This is a genomic window from Pseudomonas cremoricolorata DSM 17059 = NBRC 16634 (genome assembly GCF_000425745.1).
Classification (GTDB): domain Bacteria; phylum Pseudomonadota; class Gammaproteobacteria; order Pseudomonadales; family Pseudomonadaceae; genus Aquipseudomonas; species Aquipseudomonas cremoricolorata.
The window spans coordinates 338,519-352,168 of the sequence record NZ_AUEA01000001.1 but is presented as its reverse complement, the minus strand read 5'-3'; the positions used below and the strand labels follow the sequence as shown (position 1 = coordinate 352,168).

Here is a 13,650-nt window from a genome sequence, read left to right as displayed (position 1 = left end):
GCGCCACTGGCGGTGGCGCGCTCGTCAAAGGGAGTAACTGCTCATGCGTGGTTTCGCCGCATTTCTGTTCAGCCTGTGCCTGGCGCTGCCGGCACTGGCTGCCGATGCCGCCCGTCCCGAACGTCAGCAGACCTTCGGCGACGTCACCGTGCACTACAACGCCTTCTCGTCCAGCAGCCTGCCGCCGGCGGTGGCCGCCTCCACCGGCCTGCTGCGCAGCAAAGAGCTGGGCGTGCTGACCGTGGCGGTCCGCCAGGCCGATGCCCCAGGCCTGGCGACGGTCAAGGGTACGGTCAAGGACCTCACCGGGCGCAGCAGCCCGCTGAGCTTCAAGGCCATCAGCAGTCAGGGCGCGGTGTCGTACGTGGCGCAGTTCAAGGTCGAGCAGGCGCAACTGCTGACCTTCACCCTCGACATCGATACCGGCGGCGAACGCCATACTCTCAGCTTCAACCAGGAAGTGTTCCCAGGCCAATGATCAATCTTCAGCAGCTCGTCCTCGCCAGCCACAACGCCGGCAAACTCAAAGAACTCCAGGCCATGCTCGGCGAATCGGTACACCTGCGTTCGATCGGCGAATTCAGCCAGGTCGAACCGGAAGAAACCGGTCTGTCGTTCGTGGAAAACGCCATCCTCAAGGCGCGCAACGCTGCGCGCATTTCCGGCCTGCCAGCGCTGGCCGACGATTCCGGGCTGGCGGTGGATTTTCTCGGCGGTGCGCCGGGTATCTATTCGGCGCGCTATGCCGATGGCCAGGGCGATGCGGCGAACAACGCCAAGCTGCTCGAGGCCCTCAAGGATGTGCCGGCCGAGCAACGCGGCGCGCAGTTCGTCTGTGTGCTGGCGCTGGTGCGGCACGCCGATGACCCGCTGCCGATTCTGTGTGAAGGGCTGTGGCACGGGCGCATCCTCACCGCCGCCAGCGGCGAGCATGGCTTTGGCTACGATCCGCTGTTCTGGGTGCCTGAGCGCGACTGCTCGAGCGCCGAGCTGGCGCCGCTGGAGAAAAACCAACTGAGCCACCGCGCCCGCGCCATGGCCTTGCTGCGCCAACGTCTGGGCCTGGCATGACCGACCAGCCGTCCTCGCTGTTGCTGTATCCCGCAGCAACGGCCATCGCCCTACCGCAATTGCCGCCGCTGGCGCTGTACATCCACATCCCCTGGTGCGTGCGCAAATGCCCTTACTGCGACTTCAATTCGCACCAGGCCGGCCCGGAGCTGCCTGAGGCCGAGTACGTCGATGCATTGCTCGCCGACCTCGACCAAGACCTGTTCGCCGTGCAGGGTCGGGTGTTGAGTTCGATCTTCTTCGGTGGCGGCACGCCGAGCCTGTTCAGCGCCGAACAGCTGGGCCGCCTGCTGCGTGGCGTCGAACAGCGTATCGCCTTCGCCAGTGACATCGAGATCACCCTGGAAGCCAACCCCGGCACCTTCGAGCAGGACAAGTTCAAGGCCTACCGCCAGCAGGGCATCAATCGCCTGTCGATTGGCGTGCAGAGCTTCCAGCCGGCCAAGCTGGAGCGCCTCGGGCGCATCCACAACGGCGATGAAGCGGTGCGCGCCGCGGCCATGGCACGCAACGCAGGCTTCGACAATTTCAACATGGACCTGATGCACGGCCTACCCGAGCAGTCGCTGGACGATGCCCTGGGCGATCTGCGCCAGGCCATCGAGCTGGGGCCGACGCATCTGTCGTGGTACCAGCTCACCGTCGAGCCGAACACAGTGTTCTGGAACCAGCCGCCGGAGCTGCCGGAGGACGACATCCTCTGGGATATTCAGGAAGCCGGCCAGGCGCTGCTCGCCGAACAGGGTTTCGCCCAGTACGAGGTGTCGGCCTACGCCCAGCCGGGGCGTGCAGCGCGGCATAACCTCAATTACTGGCGCTTCGGTGACTTCATCGGTATCGGTGCCGGCGCCCACGGCAAGCTGTCGCTGCCCGACGGGCGCATCGTGCGCACCTGGAAGACCCGCCTGCCGAAGGACTACCTCAACCCGAGCAAGCCCTTCAAGGCCGGGGAAAAGGTCCTGCCGCTGGATGAGCTGCCGTTCGAGTTCCTCATCAATGCCCTGCGCCTGACCGATGGCGTTGAGGCCGAGCTGTTCACCCAACGCACCGGCCAGCCCCTGGCACAGCTGGCCCAGGCCCGTCGCATGGCCGAACAAAAAGGCCTTTTGCAGGTCGAACCGGATCGACTGGCCGCCACTGCGCGCGGCCAACTGTTCCTCAATGACCTGCTGCAGTACTTCTTGACCTGAGGATGAAGCATGGACGTGGTACTTGACCTGCTGGCCACCGTTTCGCGCTGGAGCCGGAGCCACCTTTCGGAAATCTCGTTGGCCTTCGTCGGCTGTCTGCTGGTGCTGTTCGGCACCGACATCAAGGCCTGGGCCGAGCAGCGTCTGGGCAGCGTAGCGGGCGCCCTGCGCGTACCGGCCATGGCCTTGCTGGTGATGATCGGCAGCGGCGCTGCACTGATCTATGCAACGCCGTGGGTGATGAAGGGGCTGAGCCAGTTCAACAACTACGCGCTGGCGCCGGTGTTGCTGGTGGTGATCGCGTTGATTGGGGTGGTGGCTGATCGGCGGGGGTAAACCGCAGTGGCCGGCACCGCCGGCCCAACTCAGGTTATCCCCATCCTCAGCCGAGCAGGCTCGAACTCACGCCAGCTTTTCGAACTTCAAATCCCAAACCCCATGCCCCAGCCGTTCGCCGCGGCGTTCGAACTTGGTGATCGGGCGTTCTTCCGGGCGCGGCACGTAAGTGCCATCGGCGGCCTGGTTGCGGTAACCAGGCGCTGCGCTCATCACTTCCAGCATGTATTCGGCATACGGCTGCCAGTCGGTGGCCATGTGGAACACGCCGCCGGGCTTGAGCTTGCGCCTTACCAGTTCAGCGAACTCCAGCTGCACGATGCGGCGCTTGTGGTGCCGCGCCTTGTGCCACGGGTCGGGGAAGAACAGCATCAGGCGGTCGAGGCTGTTGTCGGCGACGCAGCGGTTGAGCACCTCGATGGCATCGCAGTCATACACCCGCAGGTTCTTCAGGCCTTCGGTCAGCACGCCATTGAGCAGCGCACCGACACCTGGGCGGTGCACTTCCACGCCGATGAAGTCCTGCTCAGGCGCGGCAGCAGCCATTTCCAGCAGGGAATGACCCATGCCGAAGCCGATCTCCAGGGTGCGCGGGGCGCTACGACCGAACACCTGGTCGTAGTCCACCGGGGCATCGGCCAGCGGCAGGATGAACTGCGGGCCACCCACTTCCAGGCCACGTTGCTGGCCTTCGGTCATGCGTCCGGCGCGCATCACGAAGCTCTTGATGCGGCGGTGCGGGCGCTCTTCGCCCTCGGGGGTCACGGGCGTTTCTTGCGATTCAGTCATCAGGGGCTCTTACTTGATCAGACCATCCAGCGGCGACGAGGCGCTGGCATAGAGTTTTTTCGGCATGCGCCCGGCAAGGTAAGCCAGACGACCGGCGACGATGGCGTGCTTCATGGCCTCGGCCATCATCACCGGCTGCTGGGCGTGGGCGATGGCCGAGTTCATCAGCACCGCTTCGCAGCCCATTTCCATGGCGATGGTGGCATCGGATGCAGTGCCGACACCGGCATCGACCAGCACCGGCACTTTCGATTCTTCGAGAATGATCTGCAGGTTGTAGGGGTTGCAGATGCCCAGCCCGGTGCCGATCAGGCCGGCCAGCGGCATGACCGCGATGCAGCCGATTTCCGCGAGCTGGCGGGCGATGATCGGGTCATCGCTGGTGTAGACCATGACATCGAAGCCTTCCTTGACCAGCACTTCAGCGGCCTTGAGGGTTTCGATGACATTGGGGAACAGGGTTTTCTGGTCGGCCAGTACTTCCAGCTTCACCAGGTTGTGGCCATTGAGTAGCTCACGGGCCAGGCGGCAGGTACGCACGGCCTCGACCGCGTCATAGCAGCCGGCGGTGTTGGGCAGGATGGTGTAGCGGTCGGGTGGCAGCACGTCGAGCAGGTTCGGTTCGCCCGGGTTCTGTCCCAGATTGGTACGGCGCACGGCAACGGTGACGATCTCGGCGCCCGAGGCCTCGATGGCCTGGCGGGTTTCTTCCATGTCACGGTACTTGCCAGTGCCCACCAGCAGGCGCGACTGGAAGGTGCGGCCAGCCAGGATGAAGGGCTTGTCACTGCGAACGTTGCTCATCGGGATTCCTCGGGACAGGGTACGGGACGTGCGGGTGAAATGCCGGGGCGGCTAGCCGCCACCGATGGCATGCACCACCTCTACCTGGTCGCCCTCGTTGAGTAGCGTGCTGTCGTGCAGGCTGCGCGGCACGATATCCAGGTTCAGTTCCACGGCAACGCGGCGCCCAGCCAGCTCAAGACGAGTCAGCAAGGCCGCGACGCTCTCGCCAGCGGGCAATTCGTAAGGTTCACCGTTCAGTTGAATGCGCATGCGCACGGCCACCATTGTGCATTGGGGGCCGGCATTCTAGCCCCTGTAGGGCGTATTTCCCAAGCCTGCCGACCAGCGCTCAGCCCAATGGCGGCAGCTTTTCAGCCCAGCCGCCAGGCCGCAAGCCCCAGGCACAGCCAGCCGGCGAGGAAGCACACACCGCCGATCGGGGTGATGATGCCCAGCTTGCCCAGGCCGCTCAGGGTCAACGCATAGAGGCTGCCGGAGAACAGCACGATGCCCAGCGCGAACAGCCCGCCTGCCCAGCCGATCAAGCGTCCCGGCAGGTGCACCGCAAGCACGGCCACGGCCAGAATCGCCAGGGCATGCACCAGTTGATAGGTGACGCCGGTGTGGAAAATCGCCAGGTATTCGGCGCTCAGGCGGCTCTTCAGGCCATGGGCGGCAAAGGCGCCGAGGGCAACGCCGGTGAAGCCGAAAAAGGCGGCGAGCATCAGGAAGCTGCGAAGCATGGGACGACTCCTGGAAATGGCTCTGTATAATGGCCGCTTCCCTCGGTCCGGCCAAGCCATCGTCATGCTGTCATCGCTCATCCGCCGCCTTACCCGTGCTCTGTTGTGGTTCATCGCTGGCAGCATCGTGCTGGTGCTGATCTTTCGCTGGATACCGCCGCCCGGCACCGCGCTGATGGTCGAGCGCAAGGTGCAGTCGTGGGTCAACGGCGAACCCATCGACCTGCAACGTGAATGGCAGCCCTGGGAGCGCATCTCGAATGACCTCAAGCTGGCGGTGATTGCCGGTGAAGATCAGAAGTTCGCCAGTCACTGGGGCTTCGACGTTCCCGCCATTCAGGCCGCCTTCGCCAACAACGAGCGCGGTGGCAATTTGCGCGGCGCCAGCACGCTGACCCAGCAGGTGGCGAAGAACCTGTTCCTGTGGTCGGGGCGCAGTTGGCTGCGTAAAGGCCTGGAGGCCTGGTTCACCGGGCTGATGGAGCTGTTCTGGTCGAAAGAACGAATTCTTGAGGTGTACCTCAACAGCGCCGAATGGGGTGAAGGGGTGTTCGGCGCCCAGGCCGCAGCGCGCTACCACTTCGGCGTCGACGCCAGTCAGCTGAGCCGCCAGCAGGCCGCACAGCTCGCCGCCGTGCTGCCTAGCCCGCTGAAATGGAGCGCAGGGCATCCGAGCACATACGTGGCAGGCCGTGCCAGCTGGATCAGTCGGCAGATCAGCCAGCTGGGGGGCGATGCCTACCTGCGTCAGCTCGAGGGCGGCGCACGCTTCTGAATCGCGGACACGAAAAAGCCGCTGACCCAATGGGCAGCGGCTTTTTCGTGGGCGGTGAGGTGATCAGGCGGCGATCAGTGCCTTGACCTTGTTCATCGCGTTCTTCTCCAACTGACGAATACGCTCGGCCGAGACGCTGTACTTGTCTGCCAGCTCATGCAAGGTGGCCTTTTCTTCGGCCAGCCAGCGCTGGTAGAGGATGTCGCGGCTACGATCGTCCAGACCGCTCAGGGCCTGGTGCAGGTTGCTCGCCGAGTTGTCGCTCCAGTCGGCGTCTTCGAGCTGCAGTGCCGGGTCGTAGCGGTGGTCTTCCAGGTAATGCGCGGGCGACTGGAAGGCGCTGTCGTCGTCGGCCTCGGCGGCCGGATCGAAGGCCATGTCATGGCCGCTCAGACGGCTTTCCATCTCGCGCACTTCCCGAGGTTCGACCCCCAGGCTTTCGGCGACGCGATGCACTTCGTCGTTGTTCAGCCAGGCCAGGCGTTTCTTCTGGCTGCGCAGGTTGAAGAACAGCTTGCGCTGCGCCTTGGTGGTCGCCACCTTGACGATGCGCCAGTTGCGCAGGATGAACTCGTGAATCTCGGCCTTGATCCAGTGCACGGCGAACGACACCAGGCGCACACCCATTTCCGGGTTGAAACGCTTGACCGCCTTCATCAGGCCGACGTTGCCTTCCTGGATCAGGTCTGCCTGCGCCAGGCCGTAACCGGCATAGCTGCGGGCAATATGAACCACGAAACGCAGGTGCGCCATCACCATCTGGCGAGCGGCTTCGACATCCTGCTGATAGTAGAGACGCTCGCCCAGATCACGCTCCTGCTCGACCGACAGCAACGGAATGCTGTTGACCGTGTGCACGTAGGCTTCCAGGTTTGCACCGGGAACCAGGGCATAGGCAGGTTGCAACGATGTGGTCATTCAAGAACCTCCAGCTTTCAAGATGTGTGCCTTGTGAGCACTGCCAACATTGACCGGGAAACCCGTACGCAAGTTCCAGGATGAAGAAAATGCAACGTTGGCGATTAACGCTAGCGCGGTGCCAGCTCTCGCAAATGGCGAGCGACCGCAATCCACGCACCGATATACCCTAACAGTACAGCACCGATCAAGAGCGAAAGTCCATCCGACCCTGGCACACCTGCGAGGGCGAAATCGCTGCCATACAGGCCGGAAAGCCCGACCACCGCGTCGTTCAGCCAGTTCAGGCCGAAGGCCAGAATGCCCCACGCCAGCACCCCGGCGCCCAGGCCGTAGAGGGCACCCATGTAGAGGAAGGGCCGCCGTACATAGCTGTCGGTACCGCCCACCAGCTTGATCACTTCGATCTCGGTGCGGCGGTTCTCGATATGTAGACGAATTGTGTTACCGATTACTAACAACAAGGCTGAAATCAGCATCACCGCCATGCCGAAGACGAAGCGGTCACCCAGTTTGAGGATGGCTGCCAGACGCTCGACCCAGAGCAAGTCGAGCTGCGCCACTTCGACCTTGGGCAGTTCGGACAGACGCTGACGCAAGGCTTCCAGCGCGGGCTTGTCGACCTCGGTCGGAGTCACCACCACCACGCCAGGCAGCGGGTTTTCCGGCAGTTCGCGAATCGCCTCCCCTAGCCCGGACTGCTTCTTGAACTCCTCCAGCGCCTGCTCACGGCTGATGTACTGCGCCTGGGCCACGCCGGGCATGTTCTTGATTTCGTCACGCAGGGCCTCGCCCTCGCGGCTGCTGGCGTCCATTTTCAGGTACAGGGAAATCTGCGCCGCGCGCTGCCACGAGCCGCCGAGCACTTCGACATTCTTCAGCAGCAGCGACAGGCCCATGGGCATGCTCAGCGCCACGGCCATCACCAGGCAGGTAAAGAAACTACCGATGGGCTGCTTGCCCAGACGGCGCAGGCTGTCCGCAAGGCTGGCGCGGTGACTTTCCAGCCAGGCGCGCATCAGCGTGCGCAGGTCCGGGCCGTCGTCGTCGTGATTGCCGGGCTTTTTCTTGACTTGGTCGGCCGCCTTCGGCGCCACGCGCTCGGAGACTTTGGATGTACGGTTGTTGCTCATTGCCCGGCCTCCCCATCGCCGATCAGTCGCCCACGCTGCAAGGTCAGCATGCGGTGGCGCATGCGCGCGATCAGCGCCAGGTCGTGACTGGCGATCAGCACGGTGGTGCCGAGGCGGTTGATGTCTTCGAACACGCCCATGATCTCGGCGGCCAGGCGTGGGTCGAGGTTACCGGTCGGTTCGTCCGCCAGCAGCAGGGCCGGTTGGTGGACGATGGCGCGGGCGATGCCGACGCGCTGCTGCTGGCCGGTGGAAAGGTCGGCGGGGAACAGCTCGCCTTTGTCGGACAGCGAAACCCGCTCCAGCGCCGAGTCGACGCGCTTGGCGATTTCGGGCTTGGACAGGCCGAGAATCTGCAACGGCAAGGCGATGTTGTTGAACACGGTACGGTCGAACAACAGCTGGTGGTTCTGGAACACCACACCGATCTGCCGGCGCAGGAACGGAATCTGCGCGGTGCTGATCTGCCCAAGGTCCTGCCCGGCCAGCAGCAGCTTGCCGCTGGTCGGTCGTTCCATGGCCAGCAGCAGGCGCAGCAAGGTGCTCTTGCCGGCGCCGGAATGGCCGGTCACGAACAGGAATTCGCCCCGGCGCGCCCGGAAACTCAACTCGTGCAGGCCGATATGGCCGTTGGGGTAGCGCTTGGCGACCTGTTCGAAGCGGATCATGGGGCGTCCCGTTCGGCAAACAGGGCTTTGACGAACGGCTCGGCCTCGAAGGTGCGCAGGTCGTCGATGCCCTCGCCGACCCCGATGAAGCGGATCGGCAGGTTGAATTGCTTGGCAAGGGCGAAGATCACCCCACCCTTGGCCGTGCCATCGAGCTTGGTCAGCGCAAGGCCGGTCAGCTCGACGCTCTGGTGGAAGTACTTGGCCTGGCTGATGGCGTTCTGACCGGTGCCGGCATCGAGCACCAGCAACACTTCGTGGGGCGCGTCGGCATCGAGTTTGCCAATCACCCGGCGTACCTTCTTCAGCTCTTCCATCAAGTTGTCTTTGGTGTGCAGACGCCCGGCGGTGTCGGCGATCAGCACGTCGGCGCCGCGGGCCTTGGCCGCCTGCACGGCGTCGAAGATCACCGAGGCCGAGTCGGCGCCGGTGTGCTGGGCGATCACCGGAATGTGGTTACGCTCGCCCCAGACCTGCAACTGCTCGACAGCCGCGGCACGGAAGGTATCGCCAGCTGCCAGCATCACCTTCTTGCCTTCGAGTTGCAGCTTCTTCGCCAGCTTGCCGATGGTGGTGGTCTTGCCGGCGCCGTTCACGCCCACCACGAGGATGACGTAGGGCTTGCTCTGGGAGGCGATCTTCAGCGGCTGCTCGACCGGGCGCAGCATGGCGGCCAGTTCATCCTGCAGCGACTTGTACAACGCCTCGGCGTCGGTCAGCTGCTTGCGCGCGACCTTCTGCGTGAGGTTCTGCACGATGGTGGAGGTGGCTTCGACGCCGACGTCGGCGGTGAGCAGGCGGGTTTCGATTTCATCGAGCAGGTCATCGTCGATGACCTTCTTGCCGAGGAACAGGCTGGCCATGCCCTCGCCGATGCTGGCGCTGGTCTTCGACAGACCCTGCTTGAGACGGGCGAAGAAGCCGGGCTTGGATGGCTCGGCGGCGGCCACCGGTTGCGGCTCGGGTTCAGGCGCGGCTTCGGGCTCAACGACCACGACTGGCTCGACGATGGCCGGCGGTGCGGCGGCGGGGGTCAGTGCCACCGCTACCGGCGTCGGTTCAGGCTCAGGCTCGGCCGCAGGTGCCAGCTCTGCCTGCTCCAGCGGCGCGCGCTCGGGAATGACCGGTGGCGCCTTCGGCTCCAGGTCAGGCACCAGCGCCACGGGCTCTTCGGCCACCGGCAACACCAGGTTGCTGACCGGTGTTTCGGCACTCGGCGCCAGCGGCGCAGCAGCGACGGGGGCTGGCTCGATGACCGGCGGTATCTGCTCGATGACCGGCACCGGGGCAGGCTGGGCAACGTCGGCCACCACCTGCGGCGCTTGAACAGGCGCTGGGGCCGGTTGTTCGGCCTCGAGGGCGGGCGTTACCGCAGGCAGCTCCGGCTCGACGGCAGGCTGCTCGGCGGCAGGCTGCTCGGGAGCCGGTTGTTCGGGAGCCGGTTGCTGGGGCTTCTTGCGAAACCAGCTGAACAGGCCTTTCTTCTCACCAGCATCGGCCGGCGCTTTCTTGTCGTCGTTGGAACCAAACATGGAGACGGCTATCTCAAGGCAGCGATGGGCCAGCAGTGGCGCATCAGGAATTCAATAGACGCAGAACAGACTCTCATCGATGCGACTGGTTCATGCGTAACGTTTTGTCTTAAGGGCCCGCGGGCCAGAACGGCGACAGGCATGGCCGCCAGGCGACCGGATCAGTATCCTAGCACCTCCAGGCCCGCCGACGCTAAACCCAAGCGGGCCGCCGAACAGGTTGAACCCCCCTTATGAAAGCTCTCGCCCGCCGCGCTGCCGGCCTGCTGCTCGGCACCTTGTGTCTGCCACTGGCCGCCATGGCCGCCGATACCCAACCGACCCATGAATTCACCCTCGACAACGGCCTGAAAGTGGTCGTGCGCGAAGACCACCGCGCCCCGGTGGTGGTCTCGCAGATCTGGTACAAGGTCGGCTCCAGCTACGAGACCCCAGGGCAGACCGGCCTGTCCCATGCCCTGGAACACATGATGTTCAAAGGCAGCGCCAAGGTCGGCCCTGGCGAAGGCTCGCGCATCCTGCGCGACCTCGGCGCCGAGGAAAACGCCTTCACCAGCGACGACTACACCGCGTACTACCAGGTGCTGGCCCGTGACCGCCTGCCGGTGGCCTTCGAGCTTGAAGCCGACCGCATGGCCAGCCTGCGCCTGCCGCCCGAGGAGTTCGCCCGGGAAATCGAAGTCATCAAGGAAGAGCGCCGCCTGCGCACCGATGACAAGCCCAACGCCAAGGCCTTCGAGCTGTTCAGCGCCATGGCCTACCCAGCCAGCGGCTACCACACCCCCACCATCGGCTGGATGGCCGACCTCGAACGCATGAAGGTCGAGGAGCTGCGCCACTGGTACGAAGCCTGGTACACGCCGAACAACGCCACTCTCGTGGTGGTCGGTGATGTTACTGTCGACGAGGTCAAAGGCCTGGCGCAGAAATACTTCGGCGCCATCCCCAAGCGCGCCACACCGCCGGCCAAACTGCCGCTGGAGCTGGCTGAGCCTGGCCAGCGTCAGTTGACCTTGCATGTCGCCACGCAACTGCCCAGCCTGATCTACGGCTTCAACGTGCCGGGTCTGGCGACTGCGCAAAACCCACGTAGCGTGCATGCCCTGCGGCTGATTTCGGCCCTGCTCGATGGCGGCTACAGTGCGCGTTTGCCATCGCGTCTGGAGCGTGGCCAGGAGCTGGTGGCCGGTGCATCGTCCGGCTATGACGCCTTCACCCGCGGCGACAGCCTGTTCCTGATTTCCGCTACCCCCAACGTGCAGCAGCACAAGACCCTGGCCGACGTGGAAAAAGGCCTGTGGGAACAGCTCGACGAGCTCAAGAGCACCCCGCCCAGCGCGGCAGAACTGGAACGCGTGCGCGCTCAGGTCATCGCCGGCCTGGTGTACGACCGCGACTCCATCAGCAGCCAGGCCACCACCATCGGCCAGCTGGAAACCGTCGGCCTTTCCTGGAAGCTGATCGACCGCGAACTGGACGAACTCAAGCAAGTGACGCCCAAGGATATCCAGGACGCCGCCCGCACCTACTTCACCCGTGAACGCCTGAGCGTTGCCCACGTACTGCCCGAGGAGTCCGCTCATGAGTGATCGCCGCGCACCGCGCCAGACCTTCGTTGGCGCCGGCCTGTTCGCCCTGGCGCTGTCGGCCTGCACGCTGCTGTCGGCGCCGGCACACGCTGCCGACGCTGGCAAACCTGCCAACACCCTGCAATCGCTGGCCGAACTCGATGGCAAGGCACCCAGCCGCCGCCAGCTGAACGTGCAGAGCTGGAAAACCGCCGAGGGCGCCCGAGTACTGTTCGTCGAGGCCCACGAGCTGCCGATGTTCGACCTGCGCCTGACCTTCGCCGCCGGCAGCAGCCAGGACGGCGGCACCCAGGGCCTGTCCACCCTGACCAACGCCATGCTCAACGAAGGCGTGGCCGGCAAGGACGTCACTGCCATCGCCCAGGGCTTCGAAGGGCTGGGCGCCGACTTTGGCAACGGCTCGTACCGCGACATGGCGGTCGCCAGCCTGCGCAGCCTGAGCGCGGCGGACAAACGCCAACCGGCGCTGAAGCTGTTCGCTGATGTGGTCGGCAAACCGACCTTCCCCGAGGACTCGCTCAAGCGCATCAAGAACCAGATGCTCGCAGGCTTCGAGTACGACAAGCAGAACCCGGCCAAGCTGGGCGCCAATGCCTTGTCCGCCAAACTGTATGGCAGCCACCCTTACGCCTTCCCCAGCGACGGCAACGCCAAGAGCATTCCGGGCATCACCCAGGCGCAACTGCGCGCCTTTCACGCCAAGGCCTACGCCGCGGGCAACACGGTCATCGCCCTGGTCGGCGACCTTAGCCGCAGCGACGCCGAAGCCATCGCTGCGCAGGTCTCGGCCGCGCTGCCCAAAGGTCCGGCGCTGCCGGCCCCGGCGCAGCCGAGCGAGCCCAAGCCTGGCATCACCCACATCGACTACGCCTCCAAGCAGACCCACTTGATGCTGGCCGAGCTGGGCATCGACCGTAACGACCCGGACTGGGCCGCGCTGTCGATGGGCAACCAGATTCTCGGCGGTGGCGCCTTCGGCACCCGGCTGATGAGCGAGGTGCGGGAAAAACGCGGCCTGACCTACGGCGTGTATTCCTCGTTCACCCCCATGCAGGTGCGCGGCCCCTTCACCATCAACCTGCAGACCCGTGCCGAACTCAGCGAGGGCACCTTGAAACTGGTGCAGGACCTGCTGGCCGACTACCTCAAGACCGGCCCGACCCAGCAGGAACTGGACGACGCCAAGCGTGAGCTGGCCGGCAGCTTCCCGCTGTCGACCGCAAGCAACGCCAGCATCGTCGGACAACTGGGGGCGATCGGCTTCTACAACCTGCCGCTGACCTGGCTGGAAGACTTCATGCAGCAGTCGCAGGCGCTGACCGTCGAGCAGGTGAAGGCCGCCATGAACAAACACCTGGCAGCAGACAAACTGGTGATCGTCACGGTCGGCCCGAAAGTGCCGCAAAAGCCGCTGCCGCCACCCACCGAAAAACCTGCCGATCAGCCGCTCGGCGTACCGGAGCACTAATGGCCAGAGCAACCCCCTCCCCCCGTCCCGCCGCCAGCAAGGGCCAAGGCCACCTGCGCATCATCGCCGGCGAATGGCGCAGCCGGCGCCTGCCGGTGCCCGAGAGCGATGGCCTGCGGCCTACCCCAGACCGGGTGCGGGAAACCGTGTTCAACTGGTTGGCGCCGTACATCGAAGGCGCCCAGGTGCTGGACGCCTTCACCGGCAGCGGCGCGTTGGTGCTCGAGGCGCTGTCGCGTGGCGCACAGGATGCGGTGGCCCTGGACAGCAATCCGGCAGCCATCGCCAACCTGAAGAACAACCTCGAACTGCTGCGCTGCCCGCGCGGGCAGATTCTGCAAACCGACGCCGTGCGCTACCTGCAAGGGCCGGCCAAGCAACAGTTCGACGTGGTGTTTCTCGACCCGCCCTTCCACCAGGACCTGCTCGCCAACACCTGCCAACTGCTCGAGCAACAGCAGTGGCTGCGTGAACGCGCATGGGTCTACACGGAAAGTGAAGCCGTGCCTTCGAGCCTCGGCATGCCCGCCAACTGGCGCCTGCACCGCGAGAAGAAAACCGGCCAGGTGCATTACGCGCTGTGGCAACGGGAGTAACCGGTTACTACCTGCGTACTTAGTTAACGCAGCCGCACGGCTGCATTGACCGAAGC

The 13,650-nt window shown here is 64.8% G+C and carries 16 protein-coding genes; 8 read left to right on the top strand and 8 right to left on the bottom strand.

The window, feature by feature from the left end:
• Positions 1-43 precede the first annotated feature (43 nt).
• From H618_RS0101570 to H618_RS0101555, 4 genes are read left to right on the top strand one after another with little or no spacing between them, the layout of a single operon-like run.
• Positions 44-478, top strand: coding sequence for a DUF4426 domain-containing protein (locus H618_RS0101570; RefSeq protein WP_028693390.1), 435 nt, complete (start codon positions 44-46; stop codon positions 476-478).
• On the top strand, positions 475-1,071 hold the full coding sequence (gene rdgB / locus H618_RS0101565) for an RdgB/HAM1 family non-canonical purine NTP pyrophosphatase (protein ID WP_028693389.1): 597 nt from the start codon (positions 475-477) through the stop codon (positions 1,069-1,071). The genes H618_RS0101570 and rdgB overlap by 4 nt, the downstream gene beginning before the upstream one ends.
• Positions 1,068-2,261, top strand: coding sequence for a radical SAM family heme chaperone HemW (gene hemW / locus H618_RS0101560; RefSeq protein ID WP_033727354.1), 1,194 nt, complete (start codon positions 1,068-1,070; stop codon positions 2,259-2,261). The genes rdgB and hemW overlap by 4 nt, the downstream gene beginning before the upstream one ends.
• 9 nt (positions 2,262-2,270) lie before the next feature.
• Positions 2,271-2,597 (top strand): DUF3392 domain-containing protein, encoded by a 327-nt coding sequence (locus H618_RS0101555; protein ID WP_028693387.1) that lies wholly within the window; start codon positions 2,271-2,273, stop codon positions 2,595-2,597.
• Between the two features lie 66 nt (positions 2,598-2,663).
• On the opposite strand, the gene trmB is transcribed toward H618_RS0101555, so the two are convergent.
• The 4 genes from trmB to H618_RS0101535 form a co-directional block, all read right to left on the bottom strand.
• Positions 2,664-3,386 carry a tRNA (guanosine(46)-N7)-methyltransferase TrmB gene (trmB, locus tag H618_RS0101550; protein WP_028693386.1) on the bottom strand — a complete coding sequence of 241 codons (723 nt, stop codon included), beginning with the start codon at positions 3,384-3,386 and terminating at the stop codon, positions 2,664-2,666.
• Positions 3,387-3,395: 9 nt separating this feature from the next.
• Complete coding sequence (locus H618_RS0101545) at positions 3,396-4,190, bottom strand: thiazole synthase (RefSeq protein ID WP_028693385.1); 795 nt, start codon at positions 4,188-4,190, stop codon at positions 3,396-3,398.
• A 51-nt stretch (positions 4,191-4,241) separates the two neighbouring features.
• A complete protein-coding gene (gene thiS, locus H618_RS0101540) occupies positions 4,242-4,442 on the bottom strand; it encodes a sulfur carrier protein ThiS (RefSeq protein WP_028693384.1) in 201 nt (66 codons plus the stop codon).
• 101 nt (positions 4,443-4,543) lie between these two features.
• Entirely contained in the window at positions 4,544-4,915 is a 372-nt protein-coding gene (locus H618_RS0101535; RefSeq protein ID WP_028693383.1) for a DUF423 domain-containing protein, read from the bottom strand.
• 64 nt (positions 4,916-4,979) lie between these two features.
• Here H618_RS0101535 and mtgA point away from each other — a divergent pair, with 64 nt between their 5' ends.
• The gene (gene mtgA / locus H618_RS0101530; RefSeq protein WP_028693382.1) at positions 4,980-5,690 is read left to right on the top strand and encodes a monofunctional biosynthetic peptidoglycan transglycosylase; all 711 of its coding nucleotides are present in this window, start codon (positions 4,980-4,982) and stop codon (positions 5,688-5,690) included.
• Positions 5,691-5,753: 63 nt separating this feature from the next.
• Here the strand turns inward: mtgA and rpoH are convergent, their stop codons facing one another.
• From rpoH to ftsY, 4 genes are all read right to left on the bottom strand, one after another.
• Positions 5,754-6,608 carry an RNA polymerase sigma factor RpoH gene (gene rpoH, locus H618_RS0101525; protein ID WP_028693381.1) on the bottom strand — a complete coding sequence of 285 codons (855 nt, stop codon included), beginning with the start codon at positions 6,606-6,608 and terminating at the stop codon, positions 5,754-5,756.
• A 110-nt stretch (positions 6,609-6,718) separates the two neighbouring features.
• Positions 6,719-7,741 (bottom strand): permease-like cell division protein FtsX, encoded by a 1,023-nt coding sequence (gene ftsX / locus H618_RS0101520; protein WP_028693380.1) that lies wholly within the window; start codon positions 7,739-7,741, stop codon positions 6,719-6,721.
• Complete coding sequence (gene ftsE, locus H618_RS0101515) at positions 7,738-8,409, bottom strand: cell division ATP-binding protein FtsE (RefSeq protein WP_028693379.1); 672 nt, start codon at positions 8,407-8,409, stop codon at positions 7,738-7,740. The genes ftsX and ftsE overlap by 4 nt, the downstream gene beginning before the upstream one ends.
• A complete protein-coding gene (gene ftsY / locus H618_RS0101510; protein WP_028693378.1) occupies positions 8,406-9,941 on the bottom strand; it encodes a signal recognition particle-docking protein FtsY in 1,536 nt (511 codons plus the stop codon). The genes ftsE and ftsY overlap by 4 nt, the downstream gene beginning before the upstream one ends.
• 233 nt (positions 9,942-10,174) lie before the next feature.
• Here ftsY and H618_RS0101505 point away from each other — a divergent pair, with 233 nt between their 5' ends.
• Genes H618_RS0101505 through rsmD form a run of 3 tightly spaced genes read left to right on the top strand, consistent with a single transcriptional unit; the run spans position 10,175 to position 13,594 of the window.
• The gene (locus H618_RS0101505; RefSeq protein ID WP_028693377.1) at positions 10,175-11,530 is read left to right on the top strand and encodes a M16 family metallopeptidase; all 1,356 of its coding nucleotides are present in this window, start codon (positions 10,175-10,177) and stop codon (positions 11,528-11,530) included.
• Complete coding sequence (locus H618_RS0101500; RefSeq protein WP_028693376.1) at positions 11,523-12,998, top strand: M16 family metallopeptidase; 1,476 nt, start codon at positions 11,523-11,525, stop codon at positions 12,996-12,998. Before H618_RS0101505 ends, H618_RS0101500 begins: the two co-directional genes overlap by 8 nt.
• Positions 12,998-13,594, top strand: a complete 597-nt coding sequence (gene rsmD, locus H618_RS0101495) for a 16S rRNA (guanine(966)-N(2))-methyltransferase RsmD (RefSeq protein WP_028693375.1) — start codon at positions 12,998-13,000, stop codon at positions 13,592-13,594. The genes H618_RS0101500 and rsmD overlap by 1 nt, the downstream gene beginning before the upstream one ends.
• The last annotated feature ends 56 nt before the right edge of the window (positions 13,595-13,650 follow it).

Bases quoted from the DNA above. Each gene is read 5' to 3' on its own strand.
- H618_RS0101570 (WP_028693390.1), top strand. From the start codon at position 44: ATGCGTGGTTTCGCCGCATTTCTGTTCAGCCTGTGCCTGGCGCTGCCG.
- rdgB (WP_028693389.1), top strand. From the start codon at position 475: ATGATCAATCTTCAGCAGCTCGTCCTCGCCAGCCACAACGCCGGCAAA.
- hemW (WP_033727354.1), top strand. From the start codon at position 1,068: ATGACCGACCAGCCGTCCTCGCTGTTGCTGTATCCCGCAGCAACGGCC.
- H618_RS0101555 (WP_028693387.1), top strand. From the start codon at position 2,271: ATGGACGTGGTACTTGACCTGCTGGCCACCGTTTCGCGCTGGAGCCGG.
- trmB (WP_028693386.1), bottom strand. From the start codon at position 3,386: ATGACTGAATCGCAAGAAACGCCCGTGACCCCCGAGGGCGAAGAGCGC.
- H618_RS0101545 (WP_028693385.1), bottom strand. From the start codon at position 4,190: ATGAGCAACGTTCGCAGTGACAAGCCCTTCATCCTGGCTGGCCGCACC.
- thiS (WP_028693384.1), bottom strand. From the start codon at position 4,442: ATGCGCATTCAACTGAACGGTGAACCTTACGAATTGCCCGCTGGCGAG.
- H618_RS0101535 (WP_028693383.1), bottom strand. From the start codon at position 4,915: ATGCTTCGCAGCTTCCTGATGCTCGCCGCCTTTTTCGGCTTCACCGGC.
- mtgA (WP_028693382.1), top strand. From the start codon at position 4,980: ATGCTGTCATCGCTCATCCGCCGCCTTACCCGTGCTCTGTTGTGGTTC.
- rpoH (WP_028693381.1), bottom strand. From the start codon at position 6,608: ATGACCACATCGTTGCAACCTGCCTATGCCCTGGTTCCCGGTGCAAAC.
- ftsX (WP_028693380.1), bottom strand. From the start codon at position 7,741: ATGAGCAACAACCGTACATCCAAAGTCTCCGAGCGCGTGGCGCCGAAG.
- ftsE (WP_028693379.1), bottom strand. From the start codon at position 8,409: ATGATCCGCTTCGAACAGGTCGCCAAGCGCTACCCCAACGGCCATATC.
- ftsY (WP_028693378.1), bottom strand. From the start codon at position 9,941: ATGTTTGGTTCCAACGACGACAAGAAAGCGCCGGCCGATGCTGGTGAG.
- H618_RS0101505 (WP_028693377.1), top strand. From the start codon at position 10,175: ATGAAAGCTCTCGCCCGCCGCGCTGCCGGCCTGCTGCTCGGCACCTTG.
- H618_RS0101500 (WP_028693376.1), top strand. From the start codon at position 11,523: ATGAGTGATCGCCGCGCACCGCGCCAGACCTTCGTTGGCGCCGGCCTG.
- rsmD (WP_028693375.1), top strand. From the start codon at position 12,998: ATGGCCAGAGCAACCCCCTCCCCCCGTCCCGCCGCCAGCAAGGGCCAA.